The 21,212-nt window shown below is 63.4% G+C and carries 20 protein-coding genes, 1 tRNA gene and 1 riboswitch; of the genes, 8 read left to right on the forward strand and 13 right to left on the reverse strand.

Features of this window, described 5'->3' with window-relative positions; genetic code table 11:
• The first annotated feature begins 110 nt into the window (after positions 1-110).
• Complete coding sequence (locus tag ABE960_RS12920; protein ID WP_349762685.1) at positions 111-1,016, forward strand: MurR/RpiR family transcriptional regulator; 906 nt, start codon at positions 111-113, stop codon at positions 1,014-1,016.
• A gap of 25 nt (positions 1,017-1,041) precedes the next feature.
• Here ABE960_RS12920 and ABE960_RS12925 read toward each other — a convergent pair whose 3' ends face one another.
• Positions 1,042-2,019 carry an NADPH:quinone reductase gene (locus ABE960_RS12925; RefSeq protein WP_349762686.1) on the reverse strand — a complete coding sequence of 326 codons (978 nt, stop codon included), beginning with the start codon at positions 2,017-2,019 and terminating at the stop codon, positions 1,042-1,044.
• Positions 2,020-2,101: 82 nt separating this feature from the next.
• Positions 2,102-2,674, reverse strand: coding sequence for a hypothetical protein (locus ABE960_RS12930; RefSeq protein WP_349762687.1), 573 nt, complete (start codon positions 2,672-2,674; stop codon positions 2,102-2,104).
• A gap of 198 nt (positions 2,675-2,872) precedes the next feature.
• On the opposite strand from ABE960_RS12930, the gene ABE960_RS12935 reads away from it, so the two are divergent.
• Positions 2,873-3,613 (forward strand): glycerophosphoryl diester phosphodiesterase, encoded by a 741-nt coding sequence (locus ABE960_RS12935; protein ID WP_349762688.1) that lies wholly within the window; start codon positions 2,873-2,875, stop codon positions 3,611-3,613.
• A 38-nt stretch (positions 3,614-3,651) separates the two neighbouring features.
• Here the strand turns inward: ABE960_RS12935 and ABE960_RS12940 are convergent, their stop codons facing one another.
• Genes ABE960_RS12940 through ABE960_RS12955 form a run of 4 tightly spaced genes read right to left on the reverse strand, consistent with a single transcriptional unit; the run spans position 3,652 to position 8,134 of the window.
• The gene (locus ABE960_RS12940; RefSeq protein WP_349762689.1) at positions 3,652-4,419 is read right to left on the reverse strand and encodes an ABC transporter ATP-binding protein; all 768 of its coding nucleotides are present in this window, start codon (positions 4,417-4,419) and stop codon (positions 3,652-3,654) included.
• Positions 4,419-5,411, reverse strand: a complete 993-nt coding sequence (locus ABE960_RS12945; protein WP_349762690.1) for a FecCD family ABC transporter permease — start codon at positions 5,409-5,411, stop codon at positions 4,419-4,421. Before ABE960_RS12945 ends, ABE960_RS12940 begins: the two co-directional genes overlap by 1 nt.
• Positions 5,398-6,294: a cobalamin-binding protein gene (locus tag ABE960_RS12950; protein ID WP_349762691.1), complete on the reverse strand. Its 897-nt coding sequence runs from the start codon at positions 6,292-6,294 to the stop codon at positions 5,398-5,400. The genes ABE960_RS12945 and ABE960_RS12950 overlap by 14 nt, the downstream gene beginning before the upstream one ends.
• A gap of 10 nt (positions 6,295-6,304) precedes the next feature.
• Entirely contained in the window at positions 6,305-8,134 is a 1,830-nt protein-coding gene (locus tag ABE960_RS12955; protein ID WP_349762692.1) for a TonB-dependent receptor domain-containing protein, read from the reverse strand.
• Between the two features lie 131 nt (positions 8,135-8,265).
• A riboswitch (cobalamin riboswitch) is annotated at positions 8,266-8,485 on the reverse strand.
• A gap of 130 nt (positions 8,486-8,615) precedes the next feature.
• Here ABE960_RS12955 and ABE960_RS12960 point away from each other — a divergent pair.
• From ABE960_RS12960 to ABE960_RS12970, 3 genes are all read left to right on the forward strand, one after another.
• Positions 8,616-9,710, forward strand: coding sequence for a PA0069 family radical SAM protein (locus ABE960_RS12960; protein WP_349762693.1), 1,095 nt, complete (start codon positions 8,616-8,618; stop codon positions 9,708-9,710).
• Positions 9,711-9,864: 154 nt separating this feature from the next.
• Positions 9,865-11,196 carry a sulfite oxidase gene (locus tag ABE960_RS12965; protein ID WP_349762694.1) on the forward strand — a complete coding sequence of 444 codons (1,332 nt, stop codon included), beginning with the start codon at positions 9,865-9,867 and terminating at the stop codon, positions 11,194-11,196.
• A gap of 9 nt (positions 11,197-11,205) precedes the next feature.
• Positions 11,206-11,586, forward strand: coding sequence for a hypothetical protein (locus ABE960_RS12970; RefSeq protein WP_349762695.1), 381 nt, complete (start codon positions 11,206-11,208; stop codon positions 11,584-11,586).
• Between the two features lie 93 nt (positions 11,587-11,679).
• Here ABE960_RS12970 and ABE960_RS12975 read toward each other — a convergent pair whose 3' ends face one another.
• The 7 genes from ABE960_RS12975 to ABE960_RS13005 all read right to left on the reverse strand — a co-directional run bounded on the left by ABE960_RS12975 (position 11,680) and on the right by ABE960_RS13005 (position 17,337).
• The gene (locus ABE960_RS12975; protein ID WP_349762696.1) at positions 11,680-12,531 is read right to left on the reverse strand and encodes a DUF2797 domain-containing protein; all 852 of its coding nucleotides are present in this window, start codon (positions 12,529-12,531) and stop codon (positions 11,680-11,682) included.
• Complete coding sequence (locus ABE960_RS12980; RefSeq protein WP_349762697.1) at positions 12,515-12,799, reverse strand: YeaC family protein; 285 nt, start codon at positions 12,797-12,799, stop codon at positions 12,515-12,517. Before ABE960_RS12980 ends, ABE960_RS12975 begins: the two co-directional genes overlap by 17 nt.
• Positions 12,800-12,823: 24 nt before the next feature.
• A complete protein-coding gene (locus ABE960_RS12985) occupies positions 12,824-13,675 on the reverse strand; it encodes a rhomboid family intramembrane serine protease (protein WP_349762698.1) in 852 nt (283 codons plus the stop codon).
• A gap of 199 nt (positions 13,676-13,874) precedes the next feature.
• Complete coding sequence (locus ABE960_RS12990; protein ID WP_349762700.1) at positions 13,875-14,897, reverse strand: metallophosphoesterase; 1,023 nt, start codon at positions 14,895-14,897, stop codon at positions 13,875-13,877.
• 7 nt (positions 14,898-14,904) lie between these two features.
• Positions 14,905-15,786, reverse strand: coding sequence for an NAD(+) kinase (locus ABE960_RS12995; protein WP_349762701.1), 882 nt, complete (start codon positions 15,784-15,786; stop codon positions 14,905-14,907).
• A 63-nt stretch (positions 15,787-15,849) separates the two neighbouring features.
• Positions 15,850-16,719, reverse strand: coding sequence for an EamA/DMT transporter family protein (locus ABE960_RS13000; RefSeq protein WP_349762702.1), 870 nt, complete (start codon positions 16,717-16,719; stop codon positions 15,850-15,852).
• 84 nt (positions 16,720-16,803) lie between these two features.
• On the reverse strand, positions 16,804-17,337 hold the full coding sequence (locus ABE960_RS13005; protein WP_349762703.1) for a YqaE/Pmp3 family membrane protein: 534 nt from the start codon (positions 17,335-17,337) through the stop codon (positions 16,804-16,806).
• A 262-nt stretch (positions 17,338-17,599) separates the two neighbouring features.
• Between ABE960_RS13005 and ABE960_RS13010 the strand changes: the two genes are divergently transcribed.
• The 3 genes from ABE960_RS13010 to ABE960_RS13020 all read left to right on the forward strand — a co-directional run bounded on the left by ABE960_RS13010 (position 17,600) and on the right by ABE960_RS13020 (position 21,179).
• Positions 17,600-18,007, forward strand: coding sequence for a CBS domain-containing protein (locus ABE960_RS13010; RefSeq protein ID WP_349762704.1), 408 nt, complete (start codon positions 17,600-17,602; stop codon positions 18,005-18,007).
• A 400-nt stretch (positions 18,008-18,407) separates the two neighbouring features.
• Positions 18,408-18,481 (forward strand) — tRNA-Gly (locus ABE960_RS13015).
• Positions 18,482-18,896: 415 nt separating this feature from the next.
• Positions 18,897-21,179, forward strand: a complete 2,283-nt coding sequence (locus ABE960_RS13020) for a bifunctional diguanylate cyclase/phosphodiesterase (protein ID WP_349762705.1) — start codon at positions 18,897-18,899, stop codon at positions 21,177-21,179.
• Positions 21,180-21,212 lie beyond the last annotated feature (33 nt).

Genomic DNA, 21,212 nt, shown 5'->3' on the forward strand with positions numbered 1-21,212 from the left:
TTTATGTAAAGGAAATATTTTTGCAAATAGATTCGCCACCCGTCTGACGCCACGAGCGACGAGCCCTACAATGCCCCTCCCCCATCGCCACAGGAAGTGCTGATCCCCCCATGATGACTCCCGAGCCCTCTCGACCGGACACCCTCGGCGACCTCCAGCGCCTGCTCGCCCAGATCGAGGACGGCGAGAGCTCGGTACGACTGGGCAAGCGCTCGCGTCAGGTGCTGTCGGCGATGGTCACCGCCCCCCAGCAGGCCGCGGTCTCGTCGATCAGCGACCTTGCGGAGCGCCTGGGCGTCAGCCCCTCGACGCTGTCGCGCCTGGCCCAGCGCCTGGGGTTCGACGGCTTCGCCGGCCTGCAGGCCGTGTTTCGCCGCAACGTCACGGAGGGCAAGAGCTTCTACAGCGATCAAGTCTCCCGCCTGCTGGACAGCGAAGGTGACGGCGATGCCCTCGCACGGCTGGCTCGCCTGGGTCGTCAGGAAAACGCCAATATCGTCGACATGGTGGCAGGTATCGATGGCGAAGCCTTCACGGGGAGCGCCCGGCTGCTGGTGGAGGCTAGGCGGGTGAGGGTTCACGGCATGCGCCAGTTCGCCTCGCTGGCCTCATTCATGGCCTATGGCCTCGGCATGCTGCGTTCCGATGCGGCACCGCTCGACGCCGTCCGGCACGGGGTCGCGGATGCGCTTGCACAGCTCGATGAGGGCGACGTGCTGGTGGTGGTGAGCTGTTTTCCCTATACCCCCAGCGTGGTGGCCACGGCAGAGGTAGCGGCCCGCCAGGGCATAAGCGTCATCGCCCTGACCGACTCCAGCGGATCACCCCTCGCCAAGGTGGCGGATTACAGCTTCGCTGTTCCCAACCACAGCCTGTTCTTCAGCAACAGCATGTGTGCCTTCATGTTGCTGGCCGAGGGACTGCTCTGCGAGGCCGCGAACCTGCTGGGCGATGTCGGATTGACCGCGCTCAAGCGGCGCGAGCAGTTGATCGACGAGCTCCACGACTCGCTGTGATCTCCGCCCACGCCGATTACCGGGGTCATGGCAAGAGGATGGTCGAGCCCGTGGTCTGGCGGCCCTGGAGGGCCTCCTGGGCCTTGCCGGCATCCGCCAGCGGGTAGCGCTGGGCAATGTCGACCTTGACCTTGCCGCTTTCCAGCATCTCGAAGAGCTCGCCGGCCATCCACTCCAGCCGCTCTCGGGTGTCGGCATAGCCGTTGAGGCTCGGACGGGTGACGAACAGGGAACCCTTCTGGTTGAGGATGCCGATGTTGACCCCATCCACCGGGCCGGAGGCGTTGCCGAAGCTGACCATCAGGCTGCGCGGCTTAAGGCAGTCCAGTGAGGTCTCCCAGGTGTCCTTGCCCACCGAGTCGTAGACCACATCACACATGGCGCCGCCGGTCAGCTCGCGCACCCGCTCGACCACGTCCTCCTTCGTGTAGTCGATGGTCGCCCAGGCGCCGTTCTTCTCTGCGAGTGCCGCCTTCTCCGGGGAGCTGACGGTGCCGATCAGCTTCACGCCCAGCGCCTTCGCCCACTGGCAGGCGATGGAGCCGACGCCCCCGGCGGCGGCGTGCCAGAGGATGGTCTCGCCACCCTGCAGGGGTGCGGTCTGGCGCAGCAGGTACTGGACCGTGAGGCCCTTGAGCATGCTGGCCGCGGCGGTCTCGACATCGATGGACTCGGGCAGCACCACCACCTTCTCGGCCGGAAGCACATGCTGCTCGGCGTAGGCCCCCAGCGGCCCCTGAGCATAGGCGACCCGGTCGCCCGCCTTCAGGTGGGTGACGCCCTCGCCAACCGCCTCGACCACGCCGGCCCCTTCGGTGCCGAGCCCCGAGGGCAGCGACGGCGCCGGATAGAGGCCGGTGCGGAAGTAGATGTCGATGAAATTGAGGCCGACCGCCTGATTCCGGACGCGTACCTCTCCGGGGGCCGGCTCGGCCGGCGTGGTGTCGACGAGTTCGAGAACCTCGGGGCCACCGGTACGGGCGAACTGGATGCGCTTGGCCATGGGTGTCGTTTTCCTTTTGATGCTTGCGGGATGGGCCCACCAGTCAAGCGCCGAGCGCCCCACGGGTCAAGTCGCACCCGCTTCAGAGGGTCGCGGGAAAGGATTCCAGTCCGCGGATGAATCGCGCCTTGTAGTCATCGAAGAGCGCGCGGTCGCGCTTTAACGACTGGATCACCGAGGCCTCGTCGAAGCTCAGTGCGCGGGGCAGGTCCTCCAGGGACGAGGCGGGATGCTTGGGCCCGAGACCGATCCGTACCCCGCCCTTGCCGTCCAGCCAGCGGGTGATGCCCGCCTCGACGAAGCGCGCTTCCTGTTCGGGTCCCATGGCATCGATGCGCAATGGCGCCTTGAGTGCCAACTCGGCGACCAGTATCTCGGCCGGCCGGGTCACGGTCTCGCTCTCGAGGTCGGCAAGCAACATCACGGTCATGCTGGTGCCGATCTCATCGAGCACCAGCATGGCCAGCGCCACCGGGCGCGACTGATCATCCACCAGCGCCAGCACCCTTACCGCCTCCTGCTTGACCAGCACCCCCAGGGTGCCGGCGAAGATCGCCAGCGGCACGAGACCGGCGTCCTGACCGTAGGCCTCGGCGCACAACCGGGCCAGACAGGCATCGCGCTGCTGGGGATTCTTGATGTGCACGACTCTCATCTCGGTGTCCTCGCATCGTCGTGTGTTCGGCGCCATCGCCAGGATCGAAAACGCGCAGCCTACCACATCCTGACGCGATCACCGCGACCCGGGCGACCCGCCTCGCCGGATCGGCGTTTCCCGCCGGGGGCCAATGGCGATAGGCTGTAAGCCCCCTGCCGCCAGTGGACGGCGCCTCGCTGACCAGGACGCTCCTGCATGCCTCACCCCGACATCTCACTGCCCCGCCTGATCGCCCATCGCGGCCTCTCCGCCCATGCGCCGGAGAACACCCTCAGTGCCGTGCGAGCCGCCCATGCCGCGGGGGTCGCCTGGGTCGAGCTGGACGTGCAGCTGCTCGGCGACGGGACCCCGGTGATCTGGCACGATGCCACCCTGCGGCGCTGCTCTGACCGTCGCGGCCGACTGTCCGACCTGGACCTGGCCGCGGCGCGACGGCTCGATGCCGGCAGCTGGTTCGGCGACGCCTTCCGCGGCGAGCGCATGGCTACCCTCGAGGAGATGCTGGCCCTGCTCGAGGCGCTGGACATGGGGGTTAACCTGGAGCTCAAGGTGAATCGTGGTCGTGATCCCCGAGCACTGGTCGACGCCGCCCTGCCCCCCGTGATGGAGGCACTGCCGACGTCACGAAGGCTGCTCTCCTCCTTCAACGCCACGGCCCTGGACCATGCCCGCGCACAGGCCGGGAACGAGTCGCTGTCGCTGGGCGTGCTCTTCGAGGGGATCGGCCGTGACTGGCGACGGCAGTGCGAGGCGGTGGAGGCCTACAGCGTGCATGCCGACTGGAAGCGACTTAAGGCGCCGCGCGCCCGAGAGATCACCGAGGCCGGCTATCGGCTGCTCTGCTACACGGCCAACGACCCCGCTGCCTTCGCCCCTCGCTGGGCATGGGGCGTCGATGCAGTGATCAGTGACGACCCATCCCGCTTCGTGCCCTGATCCGGGACGAGACCATGAAGAAAGTGCGCAGAGAGGGCTCAGCGCCGTGGCACGAACACCGGGGCACCATCCACCATGGCGGTGGTCAGTGGTTGGCCATAGAGGCGTTCCAGCACCGTAGGCACCAGCATGACCTCCGCCGGCCCCCAGCAGGCCTCGCCGTCTGGATAGAGCAACAGCAGGTGATCGCACCAGCGCGCCGCCAGGTTGAGATCGTGCAGGCACATCATCACGCCACTGCCCTGGGCGGCCTGCTCGGCGAGCAGGTCCATGATCGCCACCTGATGGTGAAGGTCGAGGTGGTTGGTAGGCTCGTCGGCCAGCCAGGTCTGTGGTGACTGGGTCAGCACCGTGGCCAGGCTGACGCGCTGGCGCTCCCCGCCGGATAGAGTCGAGAGTTCGCGATCGGCCAGATGAGTGAGATCCAGCCGCGCCAGCGCCGCCTCGGCCAGGGCCAGGTCCTCGGGCCCTTCCTGATGCCATGGCGAGAGAAACGGATGGCGACCGATCAGCGCGGTCTCGAGCACCGTGGCCGGGAAGTCGTCGTGGCTGGTCTGGAAGACCATGCCCAGCCGACGCGCCACGGCCCGACGCCCGAGGCGTGCCAGGGGCAGACCAGCGAGGCGCACCTCCCCCGCACGCGGCGCCCTCAGACCGGCGAGGGTATGCAGGAGGGTCGTCTTGCCGGCGCCGTTGGGGCCGAGCACACCCCAGCGCTCCCCCGGCGACACGCGCAGGTCCAGCGGACGCCCTGCCGCTCGCCCGGGAATGTCGATGACCAGACGGTGTGTCTCCAGGGCATCCATCAGCGGCTCCGGTAGAGCAGGTAGAGGAAGCTTGGCACCCCGAGCAGTGCGGTGATCACGCCCACCGGCAGCTGCTGGGGAGCGATCAGGGTCCGCGCCAGGGTATCGGCCAGGGTCAGCAGGGTACCGCCGGCCAGCAGGCTCGCCGGCAGGATCAACCGCTGATCGTTGCCGAGTCGCAGGCGCAGCATGTGCGGCACCATCAGGCCCACGAAGCCGATGCTGCCGGCGGTGGTCACCGCCACGGCCGTCATCAGGCTGGCCAGCAGGTAGAGGGTCCACTCCAGCGGCCGCACCGCCACGCCCAGGGCCATGGCCTGCAGCCCGCCTCGAGCCAGAACGTTGAGGGTACGACCAAGCGGCAGCATGACGACCAGGCTGACGGCGGCCACCGCCAGTACCGGCCAGGGACTGGCCGCGTAGGCCATGTCGCCCATCAGCCAGTAGAGCATGCCGGGCAGCCTTTCCACCGGGCTGATCGCCAGCAGCAAGGTGATCAACGCCCCCCAGCCGGCGGCCATCACCACCCCGGTGAGCAGCAGGCGGGTCGGCGTCCAGCTGCCGGTGCCGTGGGCCAGCCCGAAGACGATCAGCATCGAGGCGAGCGCGCCCCCGAAGGCCGCACCGGCCACCAGGGTCGCGCCGAGGCCCGCCAGCATCGCCGCGAGTGCGGCCACCGCGGCACCGCCGGAGAGCCCCAGCACGTAGGGGTCGGCCAGAGGGTTGCGCAGCAGCACCTGCATCAGCGCACCCGACAGAGCCAGCAGGGCCCCGGTGCCGAAGGCCGCCAGTGCCCGAGGCAGGCGCAGTTCCAGCACCAGGGTGCGATGCAGGGCCTCGCCCTCCCCGTTCAGCACCTCCAGCAGTGCCTCGAACGGGATGGAAACGCTGCCCAGGGCCAGGGACAGCCCCAGCGCCAGCAGCGCGGCCAGGGCCAGCAGGGCCAGGGGCGCGAGACGCGGCCCATGGCCGACTCGGCTAGCGACGATCACGCGCCACCTCCAGGTGCTCGCAGATCTTCCGGGTACCTTCCAGCAGCCGCGGTGTGGCTCGCTGCACCAGGCTGGGGTCGACGACGAAGAGGTTATCGCGGCGTACCGCGGTCATCCGAGCATGGTCGCGCCAGGACTCAAGCCACGGGGACTCGGGGCTGCCCGCCCCACCGGTGAGAATGGCCTCCGGATCCCGGGCCAGCACCGATTCGATGCCGACGCGTGGCACCCCCGCCGATGCCTCGGCGAAGACATTCTCGCCACCACACAGGGCGAGCGCCTGGCTGATCCAGTGTTCGCCATTGATTGTCATCAGCGGTTGCTCCCACACCTGATAGAACACCGGCACCGGCGAAGCGGCACGATACTGCGCGCGCAGCGCCCGGGTATCCTCGCGGAAGGCTGCCGCTGTGGCGGCGGCCGAGGCCTCACTGCCGGCCAGTCGGCCCAGGCGCTCGAGGCTGTCGGCCACGCCCTCGAAGTCCCGGGTCTCGGAGAGGAAGAGCGGAATGCCCAGCCGACGCAGACGATCCAGCTGCTCCCGCGGGTTGCCACTGATCCAGGCCACGACCAGATCCGGCTCGAGGACCAGCAGAGCCTCGAGGTCGAGGCGCTCATGGCTGCCCACCCGCGGCAGCTCGATCGCCGCGGGCGGGTAGTCGCTGAAGCCGACGGTGCCGACCAGTCGTTCACCGGCCCCGGCGGCATAGAGAAGCTCGGTGATGCTCGGCGACAGGGCGACGATGCGCTCGGCCGGCGCCGCCAGGCAGACCTCGTGGTCAGCATCGTCGATGGCGCAGACCTCGGCGGCAGTTGCCTGGCCGGTCAGGCCGCACAGCAGTGCAAGCCAGAGCCCAGACCAGCCGAACAGACGGCGGAGCACCAACGACGCCCTACTGGCCAAAGTGGACGCTGACAAAGGCCGCTCGGCCGGCGTTGATGAAGTCCTTTGCTGTCTCATACTCCTTGTCCAGGGCGTTATCAACTGTCAGACGGGCAGACCACATCGGCGCAAACTCCCAGCCGGCGCGCAGGTTGACAATGCCATAACCTGCTACACGCTCCTGGCTGAACCCATCGATCCTATCGCTTTGCGTAAGCCAGGATGCACCAACATCGAAGTCAGAAATTGAGCGATCGATATCGACCCGAAAACTTCGCTTGGCTCTATTCGGAAGCCTTTCACCAGAATCAGAGTCTTGAGCGTCCGTATAGGTAAGTGCGGCTTGCAATGTCCAACCAGCAAGATCGGTGCCGGCTGAGAGCTCAGCGCCCTTTATCTTCGCACTATCAATATTGTCGAGAGAAGTTCCAGCAGACACAATCAAGTCATCAATATCAGTCTGGTAAACGACGAAGTCCCAGAAATGGTCGCTATATTGGCCACGAATACCAATCTCCGCGGTGGAGGATGACTCGGGCTTCAGGTCAGGATTACCCTCAAATGAATAGCCAAAGCCATAATCAGTGTAAGGAAAGTAAAGCTCGTTGAAACTTGGTGCTCGGTATGCCGTGCCATAGCTGGCCCGAAGGGTATGAAGAGCATCGAGTTCATAGCCTAGCGCCAGACTGCCAGTGACTTTCTCTCTATAAGCCTCGTTGTGGTCGTGTCGAAGGCTAGCCTGGAGCGAAAAAGGATAAAAATCGAGCAGCCCTTGGGCAAATACAGCCAAATTATAACGACTCTCGACATCGTAAGCCCCACTACCCGTATTGCTTCCGCCTACACTATCCTCTGTATGCTCAGCGCCAATAATCAATTCATGGGCATCAATATCAACAGTATTCTTCCATCTAGCCGTTTGAGTCTTTGTAAGGTATGCATCGCTATAAGCAGCTGTTTCCTGCTCGTCTCTTGCATCGCTTAAGGTTAGACGGCTACGCCAATTTTCGGTAACGGGAACCTCACCATAAATACCCGCCACCTGCTGGATATAATCCGTGCTCCCAGCTTCGATCTCTGTCTCACCTTTGCCCCGGAGGGCGATCATGCCAACCTCGGCGCCGTCTTGCAGGGTATGCGAGAGCCGCACCAGGCCGGTGGTGTTGTCGTAGCCCTTGTCGTCGCCATCGCGGCGCACCGGTGCGCCCTCGGTTTCCAAGCGGCTGGCGCCGACATGGTAGCGGGTACCACCCTCGGCGCCGGAGAGGCTGGCACTGACACGCTGGGTCTCGAAGGAGCCACCGCCGACAGAGATGCGTGGCTGGGGAGCGCCCTTTTCCCCTTCCGGGGTGAACAGCTGGACCACGCCCCCCACCGCATCGGCACCGTAAAGGCTGCCCCGGGGGCCGCGCACGATCTCGGCACGCTCGAACATCCGTGGATCGAGAAACTGCCAGGCAGCTCCTCCGGCTGTCGCTGAACGCAGGCGGATGCCATCGATCATAAGCAGACTTTGTTTGTTGGTGGTACCCCGAATATAGATGTTACTGACCTTGCCGAAGCTGCCATTGGTGCTGACATCAACCCCGGGCTGGCCACGCAGCACCTCGGTTATGCTGGCCGGATCCTGGCGACGCAGGCTGGCCTCATCGAGCACGGTGACGGACGACAGACTCTGGTCGGCGGTGCGGGGGGCCAGGGCGGCGGTCACGACCATCGGATTGAGCTCGATGGTGGTGGACGCCTGGTCGGCGGTGGGCGACTGGGCGTGGACGGCCAGCGGAAGCGTGGCTAAGCCAAAGGAGGCAAGGCCAAAAGCGGTATGGTTTCTGATTTTCATGGTATGTCCCTTGCTCACCGTGCTCACCCGCACGGCGTGATGGCATGTTGAGTGCCGAGGCGGCAAGGGGTCGAGGAAGAAGGACAAACGGAGAAGCGGCGCCAGCCCTGCCTCGAGGTTGCCCACCGCAACTCGGCATGAACTCTCGGGCCGGTCTCCGGGCTGACGAGTGAACGCCGGGCATGAAGCAGACCCGACGTCCCGAACGACCGCCTTCCCGTGCAGCAGCACAGTGGCGTGATGGCCGTTCTTTCCTCGATCACCGTTGCGGGGGCAGCGTCGGAATGAGATCACCGACTTCCCGTTTCACTGGTAGATGCTTCCACCAGTACCTGAGAGTGCGGGTAAGCTAGCAACCCCTTGATGACGCGTCAACGCGCACCCTCCGACGGACTGACCAGTCGCGGAGGCTCTGCCGATGAGCTGACAGACCATCGCTTTCGGTATAAACTGATTATTTATACAGCATTCCGGAGCCCAGATGGTTCATTATTCCAACCTCGCCGGGGTGGTCCGCAAGGGCCGCGGCGCCACCTTCGATCCGCATAACCGCTTCGCCCCGACCACCAGCGAGGCGGTCGACGATGGCTGGTGGCAGGAGGAGTCACCGACAAGCCTGGCGACCGAGGTGCGCGAGGAGCGCACACGCAGCGCGCTCGCCTGGAATACTTCCCCCGACCTGCCCTTCGACCGCTCGATCAATCCCTATCGTGGCTGTGAGCATGGCTGCATCTATTGCTATGCCCGGCCGAGCCACGCCTATTGGGACCTCTCGCCGGGGCTGGACTTCGAGACTCGTCTGATCGCCAGTACCGGGCTGACGGAGCGCCTCCAGGAAGAGCTGTGCAAGCCCGGCTACCAGTGCCGGCCCATCAATCTCTCCGGCAACACCGATGCCTACCAACCCCTGGAAGCCCGTTACGCCACCACCCGCGCCATCCTGGTGCTGCTGCTCGAGTGCCGCCATCCAGTGACCCTGTTGACCAAGGGCGGACTGATCCTGCGCGACCTCGACCTGCTGCGGGACCTGGCGAAACGGCGCCTGGTGCGGGTGATGGTCAGCCTGACCAGCCTCGATACCGAGCTGAAGCGCACCCTGGAGCCGCGGGCCGCCTCGCCGACCGCGAGACTGCGAGTGATCCGCACTCTGGCCGAGGCCGGCATCCCGGTGGGCACCCTGGTCTCGCCGGTGATTCCCGGGCTGACCGACCATGAGCTCGAACGCCTGCTCGAGGCCGCCTCGGAGGCCGGTGCCACCACCGCCGGCTGGATGTTGCTGCGCCTGCCCAGAGAGGTCGCGCCGCTGTTCGAGGAATGGCTGGCCACCCACTATCCAGAACGGGCCGGCAAGGTGATGAGCCTCGTCCGCCAGTGCCGCGGTGGAGCGGACTACGATCCACGTTTCGGCAAGCGCATGAAGGGCGAAGGGGTGTTCGCGGAGCTGCTGGAGCAGCGCTTCCAGATGGCTTGCCGCCGCTTCGGACTCAATGACCCTGCGACCCTGGCGGACCAGACACTGGAGACCTCGGCCTTCCGGGCGCCACGCGCCCAGAGTGATCTCTTCGAGCAAGAGTGAGCCCCTCGATCGGAGAGCCGAGTTTGCAAACCACAATTCGCTGCTAAGCTGGAATATCGTAAGGCCTGAAGTGAGAAAACACTTCGGCACGATAACAATACCGGCCCGGCACGCGCACAGGATGTGCCGACCGACGCACGCCAGGAGCACAGCCATGACAAAATTGCCCCCCGATACCAAGACGCGCGGCATCCACGAGCTCTATGCCGAAGATCCCGAGTCGGCGGACCGCGAGCTCTGGGACAGGGAAGTCGATCCTGTCACGCGCCGCGGCTTCCTGAAACGCTCCAGCCTGCTCGCCATGGCGGCCGCCGTGGGTGGATCGATCCCCTTCGCTGACCGCATGCCCGGAGGCTTGATCCCGGCCGCTCTGGCACAGAGCGAGGAACCCTTCACCCTGAAAGGCAAGGAAGGACTGACTGTCCTCAACGACCGTCCCATCAATGCCGAGACGCCGCCTCACCTGCTCGACGACGACGTCACCCCCGGCAAGGTCATGTTCGTCCGCAACAACGGCATCCCGCCTGCCCTGGAAAGCATCGACGTCGCCGCCTGGCAACTGGAGATCGGTGGTGAATCCTGCGTGAACCCGCAGAGCTTCTCCATCGCCGACCTCAAGGAGAGGTTCGAGCACCACACCTACCAGCTCCAGGTGGAATGCGGCGGCAATGGCCGCAGCGAGTATGTGCCCTCGGCCAGCGGCAACCAGTGGACCACAGGCGCGGTAGCCTGCCCGACCTTCACCGGCGTGCGCCTGCGCGATGTCCTGGAGGCCTGCGGCATCAAGGACGATGCCGTCTACATCGGCTACTACGGCGCCGATGCCCATGCCAGCGGCGACCCCAACAAGGACCCGATCTCCCGGGGCGTGCCCATGGAGAAGGCTCTGGAGGACGAATCGCTGATTGCCTGGGCGATGAACGGCGAGGACATCCCCTACCTCAACGGCCACCCGTTGCGGGTGGTCTGTGGCGGCTGGCCGGGCTCAGTCTCCGGCAAGTGGCTGCAGCGCATCGTGATCCGCAACCAGAAGCATGACGGCACCAAGATGGGCGCGCCCTCCTACAGCGTGCCCAAGAACCGCGTCGCGCCGGGCAGCAACGTGCCCTTGGAGGACTTCGTCACCATCGAGTCGATGCCGGTGAAGTCCCTGGTGACCTTCCCGAGGTCCGGAATCGACCATGCCCTCGGCGAGGCCATGACAGTTCGCGGCCATGCCTGGGCCGGCGACCTGGCCGTCAACGAAGTGCACGTCTCCATCGACTTCGGGGCGACCTGGCAGAAGGCCGAGTTGAAGGCCCCGCCCAACCGGCTGGCCTGGCAGCGCTGGACCACCACGGTGGAGTTTCCCGAACAGGGATACTATGAGGTGTGGGCCAAGGCCACCGACGAAAACGGGCACTCCCAGCCCATGGTGGTCCCGGGCTGGAACCCCAAGGGCTATCTCAACAACGCCTGCCATCGTATCGCGGTCCAGGTGGCCTAGGAGGTAGCCATGAAACACTTGCATGTACTTGCCATGCCCGCACTGGGTGTCGCCCTGGCCTGCCTGCCTCTGGCGGCGGGGGCCCAGGAAAAGGATCCGGCATCCGGCCTGATCATGGCGGAAGGCTGGGAGACGGTGCTCGGCAATTGCTCGGCCTGCCACTCGACCAAGCTGGTCACCCAGAACAGCGGCTCCCGGAACCACTGGCAGTACCTGATCCGGTGGATGCAGGAGAAACAGGGGCTCTGGCAGTTCGATGCCGAGACCGAGTCGACCATCCTCGACTACCTGGCGGAAAACTACGGGCCCAAGGAGGGCGCGCGTCGCCCGCCTCTTCCCAGGGCGCTCATGCCGGACAATCCCTACTCGACAGTGGCCGACTCGGGCTGATATCCGAGTTGCCATCCACGAGTTTCCATAGACAACAGGCCCCTCTCGGGGCCTGTTCACATTCAGGTCTGACGAATGAGCTGCGCCCAGACATCAGGCGGAGACCTTGACCTCATACCCGGTGAACTTGCGCAGGTTGATCACGCCACTGTCGAGGATCAGGTACTGTCCCTTGATGCCCAGCAGGGTGCCGTCGACCAGGGGATTCTTGTCCAGATTATGGGAAACCACCTTGGCGGGAAACTCCAGCACCGGGTAGTCGAAGCTCAGCGGCGAGTCATCGAGGACACGGATGGCATCGGCCCCGAAGCGCTCGCGAAGGTTGGCGAGACCGCTCTCCAGACGCGCCAGCAGGCGATCACGCTCGGCGGCCAGGTCGAGGAGCTCGGTGGTTCCCTTGAGCATGGCCCGCCAGTTGGTGCGATCCGAGACCTCCTCCTTGAAGAGCACCTCGACGAATCCCGACTGCTGGCGGGTATCGACCTCGAGGACCGGCAGGGCCTGCACCGCCCCCTGGTCAAGCCAGCGCGTCGGCATCTGGCTGGCCCGGGTGATGCCGACCTTCAGCCCCGAGGCATTGGCCAGGTAGACCACATGGGGCTGGAAGCAGTGGCGCTCGGCCCAGCCGGGCTCGCGACAGGTGCCTTCGAAGAAGTGGCAGAGCTCGGGCTTCATGATGCAGGTGTCGCACTGCGCGAGCTTCTTGAAGCAAGGGTAGCAGTGGCCCTGGGCGAAGCTCTTCCTGGTGGCCCGGCCGCAGTGGGTACAGGCGATGGCCCCCGTCCACTCCAGTCGCAACGGCTTGCCGAGGCAGGCGTTGAGCTCGAGGCGATGCTCGCCGGCCCGCAGCACATAGCGGGCCGGGGCATCAGGTTCGATGGCCATCTTGGTCAGGCAGCCCTGGACCGACGTGGCGGTGTCGATCGACTCAGTCACTGCCGGCATCCCGGGCCAGTCCGGCAAGCTCGGGGGGCACGTCGGTACCGCTGCTGGCGCTGCCGCAGGTGCGACGCTGCAGGTAGCCGACCCGCTGCTCCTCGGGTACCTGGTTTTCCACCTCGTAGCGCATCACCGCTTCCAGGCAGAGCTCGGTCTGCTCGGCGGTGAGCATCCGGCCATCGGGCCACTTGCGCAGCGACACGGCCTGCTTGAGGCTCTCGTAGATGGACGGGGTCATCTGCTGGATCATGCGATCGAAGGACATCTCGCTCATGACGGGTTCTCTCAGGAAGGGGCCTTAAGATAGGCGGCGGGCACGGCCGGAATGATACCAGCCCAGCGCCAGCCCAACGACCAGCCCGCCCAGGTGCGCCTCGTTGGCCACGTTGCCGAACCCTACCATGGCGGCCATGTCGGTCATCGCGAAGACCAGCCAGCCGAGCATGAAGACCACCAGCATCTGGGGCACGAAGAAGCCGCTGCGCGGCGCTCGCCGGGACATCAGCCAGACATAGGCCAGCAGCGCGAAGTCGACGCCGGACATGCCGCCGAACAGCACGGTCCCGGCCGCATACTGGGCCAGGTTGGCGCCGATGCCGGCAACCAGCAGCAGCGTCAGCATCCGAAGGCTACCCTGCAGCGCCTCCACCTGGCGGCCGAAGTACCAGAGCCAGAGCATGTTGAAGATCAGGTGCATCCAGCCAAAGTGCAGGAACGCAGGCGAAAGCAGCCGCCAAACCTGGCCCGAGGCGAGGGTCTCGCCGAGGTTGCCGAAGGCCAGGCCGCCGTTGGCCACGATCACCGGCACGATGGTCAGGGCCGCGACCACCCGATCACCCAGCACGCCCATGACCGCAAAGACCACCAGGCACAGCGCCAGGGCGATGGAGGTCACCGGCACCCGAAGGAAGGGGGCCAGCAGCCGGCCGGACGGGATGCTGCGCACCTGCGGTTCGTCGGGCATCAAGGATTCGCCGCGCTGCCAGCGCTCGATCAGGCGCAGCATCGCGTCTTGCTGCGCCGGGTCAACCAGCCAGAGCACCTGCCCTTGACCCTCCTCAGTGAACCGATGCCCGATGCGATGGGCCCACAGTGCCTGTCGCAACGGGCGGGTATCGACATCGTGGGGCAGCAGGATTACCCGATACATGTTCTCTTTCTCTCCAACGACGGTATCTCCAACGGTTGACGCACCAGCCGTGACGGCACTTGCCGGTCGTGCAAAGAAAAAGTCCGGCGGAGGGGGCCGCCGGACAAGAGCAAGGGGTCTTTCAAGGGAACACTTACTCTGATGACGTCGAGCAACGAGAGTTCATCCTGATGGCATGCTTTTATCGTAAAGAATTGTATCAATCGAAATCGATCTCCCAGGGCTGTGGTCGAGCCTCTTCCTCACGGGGTACGCGAATCCACATGAAGTGATTGGCGTCGAGCTGCTGCTCGCCGCTCCAGCGATAGGCCACCAGACGGCCTAACTTGACGGCGCTGTAGTCAAGGCAGGCGACGTTGGCGGCAGGCAGGGCCGGAATACCCTCGCACCAGTAGTGGCCGATGAAGAGCGGGGGCTGCTCGGGACCATAGTAGCTGAGCCGAGAGCGCTCCTCATCGGAGAGCTCGCGACGCTCGAGGTCTCCGGGAAGGTTGTCGGGCTGGAACACCACGTCCCCCCATGTCTGGGGGTGTCGCGCCCAGAAGTGGGCACGGAAGCTGCGCCGGGTGAAGCCGTCCCCCGACTGGATCTGCACCCCCTCGGGCAGTTGCACGTGGGTCCCGCGCGTCAGGCGGTCGAGGATACGGAACTCACGGGTACCGGGAACCACCGAGGCGGCAAGGAAGTCCTCGTCGATGCGCCCGTCCGGATGGTCATGACGCAGATCATCGACCAGCGAGTGGTCCCAGCACGCATGCACCACCCGCAGGCCGTCGAGTTCGAGACACAGAGGGATCTCCAGGAACCAGGCCAACGCCTCCTCCCACTCCTGGGGGTAGTCGCGATACTGCTCGAGGGTCTCCCGGATGATGCGATTATGTCGTGGGGTGTGCTCACGCAGCCACTCGCGACCCATGCCGGCAGGCGCGTGGTGGCAATAGGCCAGCGCATTGTACTCGTGGTTGCCCATGACGATGTGCGCCTCCCCCGCCTCCACCATGCGCCGGGCGATGGTGACGGCCAGGCGGATACGTGGCCCCCGGTCGATCAGATCCCCGAGGAAGATCACCTTGCGTCGTGGATGCCGGTAGACCCCGCCGCGTTGATGGTAGCCGAGGCGTTCGAGCAGCGAGCCGAGCGTCGCACCGCAGCCGTGCACATCACCGATCAGGTCGTAGCCTTCTAGAGTGCCTTCGAGGGTGCCATCGAGAGTGCCTTGCATGCTTACCTCAGTCGCCCAGACGATTGCTCCAGCCCAGCTTGCTGCGCAGGACCTCGAAGAAATTGTGACCCAGCGGATGCACCAGCTGGACCCGGCGGGGCTTGCGACGGATCACCAGGACATCGTCTGGCTTGGCCACCGCGCGCGTCTGGCCATCACAGCTGATGTGCGGGTAGGTCTGGTTGGTCTCGCCGATGTGGATGCGTATCTCGCTGGCGGCATCGATGACGATGGGTCGGCTCGACAGGGTATGCGGAAACATCGGCACCAGGGTGACGACATCGAGCTTGGGGTGCATGATCGGTCCACCGCCGGACAGCGCGTAGGCCGTGGAACCGGTGGGCGTGGCCACGATCAGGCCGTCACTGCGCTGGCTGTAAACGAACTGGTTGTCGATGAACAGCTCGAACTCGATCATGCGCACCGCCTTGCCCGGATGCAGCACCACCTCGTTCAAGGCATCGCCATTGCCCACCTGGACGCCATCCCGGTAGAGCTCGGCATCCAGCAGGAAGCGCTCCTCGAGCTCGTAGCGCCCCGCGAGGACCTCGCCGACGCGCGCCTCGAGTTCGTCGGGGGAGATGTCGGTGAGAAAGCCGAGTCGCCCGCGATTGACCCCCAGCACCAGGGTGCCGCTGTGGCAGAGGGTCCGGGCGGCCCCCAGCAGGCTGCCGTCACCACCGACCACGATGACCAGATCACAGAGCTCCCCCAGGAGCCGACGACTGGCTTCGGGATGGCCATGGTCGAGCAGCACCGTGGCGGTTCTGTCCTCGATGATGACATGGTAGCCACCGGCTTCGAGGAAGCGGATCAGACGCTTTAGGGTATCGACCACCTTGGCGCTGCCCAGGCGACCGATCAGACCGATGTTCTTGAAGGTTGGCATGAAAAGAGCTCTCGCATCGCGGCCGCTCATTATGGCGATTGGCCACGAGGCGGGCAAACGCCCTCAGGCCGGACTGAGGCTGCGACGCTTCAGCCACCACTCATTGAGGGCCAGGGAACCCACGATGATCGCACCGCCCACTACCAGGCGAAGCAGGTCGGCGTCACGATTCCAGATCACCAGGTTGACCAGCAGGCCCGCAGGGATCAGAAGATTGTTCATGATGGCCAGGGCACCGGCATCGACGCGGGTAGCGCCGAGGTTCCACAGGAAATAGCCTAGCCCCGATGCCGCAAGACCCAGCCACAGCAGTACGCCCCACTGCACCCCGGACGTGGGTAGGCCCGCGGCATTGCCCAGCAGCGCGAAGGCCGGCACGGCCACCACCAGTGCGCCGAGATAGAACCACGCGAACACGCTGTGTCGCGGCAGCGAATCGGGCAGATTCGCCGACAACCGCCGATAGCCCACCTGGCCCAGGGCGAAGCAGAGGTTGGCCCCCTGGACGACCAGAAAACCCGTCCAGAATCCGCTATCTAGGCCTTGGAAGCGAATCACCGCAGCGCCCAGTACCGCCAGCGACGCGGTCAACAGATAGAAGGGAGTGAAGCGGCCGAACAGGGCATCGTCGAGCAGCGCGATGTAGAGCGGCGTGAAGATGGTGAACAGCAGCACCTCCGGCACGGAAAGCAGCAGGAAGGACTGGTAGAAAAAGATATACATCACGCCCAGCTGGACCGCCCCCAGCCCCATCAGGGCCAGGCGCTGACCACCGCGCAGCAGCGAGGGACGCAGGAATGGCAGGAAGACCAGCGTCGCCAGGCCGATGCGCATGAGAACGGAGAAGTAGCTGTCCACCTGGCCGGCCAGGTAGACGCCGATCAGCGAGAACGAGAACGCCCAGAGGACGGTGACGCCGGCGAGAAGGCCCACGGTAAACTCCCGAGAAGTGAAAGGTTGACGGGAAGTATACCTACCCTGGCCGTATAACCAAGTCCACGCTTCCGACCTGCCGCGTCAACGGGATGGGTGACGCAACCACCACACCGCATGCGCAACCCCGGGCAACCAGCCGAGCAGGGTGAGCGCCATACTGACCACCACGCGCCTCTTACCGCCATGAGAGAGCCCGACGGACAGAGGCGGCAACAGCACGGCCATCACGTTCAGAGCGGCTCCGGGCTGGACGACCGCCGCCAATTCCTGGCCCTGATCCTGGTTCTGGTCCACGCGGGGTGACTCGGCCACCCTGCCGACCCTGACGCTGTCTCCGGCAGCCGGGGTGAAGTGCTCTACGGCCGCGCTTGTTTCGTGCTCGAGCGCCCGGCGGTGGGCCTCGTGGTCGATCTTCTGCTCCAGCGCCTCGGCGCCTTCGGCCAGGGTCTCGTGATAGCGCTCCCACTCCTCCCAGTCGAATGGTGTTCCGGCGCGAGGCCGATGCTCACCGGCCTCCCTGGCACGAGACCAGGCCTTCTCCTCCAGGGTATTGGGGCGCTCATGATCACGCTCACCGTCCAGCCCTTTTCGCGCCATGTATTCCCGAGCATCCATGAGTCAGCTCCCTCGATCGTTCCACGCCGGCGCAACCGCCGGTCCATGTGCATGAGTGTGCCATATTGGAGCCTGTAAGCGGGACCGGGTTCCTGAGCGGTGGGCAGCGACCAGGACAGCGTGGGAAACGTTGGCTGGCCCCTTGGCTGGGAAGCTCACGAGTCGACTATGATGGGGAGCGAGACACGGCTGCGCCACGAGACGGCCCCGCGGATGCGGGACGCAGCCCCGGCCATCAACGCTCGGCACAAGGAGATATGCCATGCCCAACAAGGCCCCAACCACCGTCCGCGAGATCATGTCTCGCGACTGCTACCGAGTCACCGGCAAGACCTCGGTCTCCACCCTGGCAGAGGGCCTCGCCTTGCATCGCCTGCCCGGCGTACCCGTGGTCGACGAGCGGGACCACTTGATCGGCTTCATCTCCGAACAGGACGTGATGGGCAAGGTGCTGGAGAGTTCCTATCTCAACGAGGAGCCACCGCTGGTCAGGGAAATGATGCGCAACGAGGTCCTGGCGGTGCCACCCACCAAGAGCATCACCGACCTGGCCCAGGAGATGCTCGGTGCAAAGCCCAAGGTCTATCCGGTGGTCGAGCAAGGCCGACTGGTGGGGATCGTCACACGCCGTGACGTGCTCAGTGCCCTGCTGCGCATGCGCCATTCCTGAGTGACGCCAGCGGCCTTTGACCCTCGGCCTGGTGCCGAATGTCGTCATTTGCCGCACCAGCGCCGGTACCCGAAGACAGCCTGTACCCTTTATAAAGCAAGGCCCGTACAAAGAAAAACCGCCCCATGAGGCATGGGGCGGAAAGATCGATTGTGCAAGCCGAGGCAACAGTGTTAGCGACTGCTATCGCGATGCTGCCTACTCAAGTTCAGACAGCGGTGAGGAGAAAAGTTCGCCGGTCAGCAAAAAATTATGGGCCCCGCCCCCTCGGGCAACGGCACCACGGCCTGGCACGCTTCGGCAAGGCAACGGAAAACAGGAGCTTAGCAACGAAGAGGCAAAAAACTCCAACGGCCGCTTGCAAAGGCTAACCATCTGGTTTTACTATCGAAATCCCCTCGCGGGTGTAGCTCAATGGTAGAGCAGAAGCTTCCCAAGCTTAAGACGAGGGTTCGATTCCCTTCACCCGCTCCAGGCCTTGCGTACCATCTGCACCCTCCTTCCGCGGTACGCGACCAGCGGATCGCGAGCATCTTCGGAAAGCGTCTCTGTATTGGGTGGTAATCCCCAAGAAGCCCCCCTGCTGTCTCATGATGGGGCACCCGCTGGAGACCATACCCTGCAATCTCCCTGATGCGAACCAATGAGAGGCTGTATCACTTCCGCGCAGGTCGCCAAGGGCTTCACCGGCAGGGCGGAACACCGCCACTGACTGTTCAAGTAATCATGAATGTTCAAGCATTCTGGGCTATGATCATCAGCTGAGGCATCAGGAATCTCATACTCGTTCCGATGAAGAAGGCCCTAGCATCGTGAATATTGGCGAGCGATTTAGTGACGGCCATCATGCCAGTGACTGAGCCGAGGTCATACCACACATGAGAGAAATATGGCCGAAGACATGAAGCGTGAAACCCGGCACCGGCCGGCAATGGCTGAGGCCGAGACGAAAGACGCTGACGCGGCCGGCCTCGGTACGATCAAGTCTCTCTCAGATGGCATCAGCTTAAGCTTGGTTCTCATCCTCGCCTCCGTAGCCACCATCTTCGCCGTGGTCTTCTATTCGGCCGAAAGAATAGATCTTTTTGCCAACAATAAGTCGGTTGAGCAGATTGAACGGCTTATAGAGCTGGAGCTCGACGACGTTTCATCAATAAGCCTCGAGTATGGCTGGTGGAATGAAATGGTGGAGGAGGTCATCTATGGCAGGAATATGGAGTGGGCAGAGAGCAACGCTGGCGGATACCTTCAGAAAAACTACGAGATGGACTGGGTATTGAGCCTTGATGCCAACGGGGAACTCGCTCACGGAAAGCATGGCGATGAAACCATAGCATCAATCCCCGCCGCGGTAATGACGCCAGAGCTGAAACAGCTGATCAGTGAGGCCATCCATACTGATTTCAGCGCCCCCAAGCCGGCAAGCGGCATCATCGACATCAATGGAGAGCCGGGTCTGGTTGGCATTACGAGCTTCACGGCCTATGAGCCAACCAACCTTGAGATTGACCGCTCACATGGGGCCTTGATTCTCATCAGGATGCTTGACAGGGAATTCTTGTCAAGATGGTCCGAAGACTTCCAGGTTGGCGAACTGACTTTCATTTCGAAAAATTTCAGAAATAACGATATAAAAATTGAACAATACAACTCTCTTGTCATAAGTAATGTACAAGGAGAAAGTATCGGGCATCTCATCTGGAACTCTGAGTCGGCTGGCAAGAGGTTCCTGAGTCTGGTACTTCCCTGGGCGATAGCCGTCGGAGGGTTTATCCTGCTGTTCAGTGCCATGTTCTACTACAAGCTGCGAAGCTACAGCAGAATCGCTCAGGAACACCTGACAGAGCTGAACTCCAGCCGAAAAACGCTGCTTAGCCTGGCGAAATATGACTTCCTGACCGGCTTAGCAAATCGATCCCTGTTTGTGGACCATGTCTCCCGAGAGATATCCCATTGCATCCGTCACAAAAGAAAGTCTGCGGTAATATACATTGACCTCGATGGATTCAAGTCCGTAAATGATACTCTTGGACACTCCACAGGCGATGAACTGCTATGTCTTGTCGCTGAACAATTGGCTGAAAATGTCAGAAAAGAGGATGTTGTGTCACGTTTCGGCGGCGATGAGTTCTGCATCCTGTTGACCGACATTTCAGAAGATAGCGACATCTATCGCGTTATCGAGAAGATTCACCACCATTTCTCCAGCCCTTTCACGATCGGCGACATGCGGCTGGTTATTGGCGCCAGCCTGGGCATCGTGATCATACCTGATGACACGACTGACTGCTCCAACGTGTTCAGGTTTTCCGATATCGCCATGTATAAAGCGAAATCCATTGGCCAAAATGGCCACTGCTTCTATACGAGCGACATGGAGGAAACCTCCAGGAACAGAACCAGGGTCAAGTCGCAACTTGCAGGCGCCATTGATAGAAACGAGCTTTACCTCGAATATCAACCCATCTATACCTTGAGCGATCGTGAAATAACAGGCATCGAGGCCTTGGCACGCTGGCAGAATGAAGAACTGGGGCAAGTATCACCAGCAGAATTCATTCCCCTGGCAGAAGAAAGCGACATGATTTGCCATATTGGATACTGGGTGTTCGATCGGGCCTTGAACGACCTCGTAAAAATCACACAAGACACGGAAGTTGAGCTCACACTGTCAATCAATATCTCGGCAAGGCAGTTGAGGAGTGACGATTTCCCTTCAAAGATGGAGGAAATTCGAGAAAGACATGGCATCGATCTCTCCAGAATCCGCCTTGAAATAACTGAAAGCTTGTTGATCAGCGAGCATGCCAATGAACATAGTGTTCTTTGCGAGCTATCCGAAAAAGGCTACCGGCTGGCCCTGGATGACTTTGGCACCGGGTATTCCGCCCTAGGCTATCTTCAGCGATACCCGCTGGAGGTGGTAAAGATAGACAAGTCTTTCGTTAGTGATTCCTTGGCATCAAACGCCTTCCTGATCAAGACCATCGTGTACATGGCCGACATGGCCGGAATGACGACCGTGGCCGAGGGAATTGAAACACCGGAGCAGGAGGAGTTCCTCAGCTCCACCGGCTGTATGTACGGACAAGGTTTTCATTTCAGCCGACCGTTGGTGTTAGAAGATACCATTTCACTGCTCAAGGCCAGGCAAAACTCCTTGCTATCCTAGGCCACGCACACCTCCCACACACTGCCGGACCCG

It is taken from the genome of Halomonas aquatica (assembly GCF_040196335.1).
GTDB classification, from domain to species: Bacteria; Pseudomonadota; Gammaproteobacteria; order Pseudomonadales; family Halomonadaceae; genus Halomonas; species Halomonas aquatica.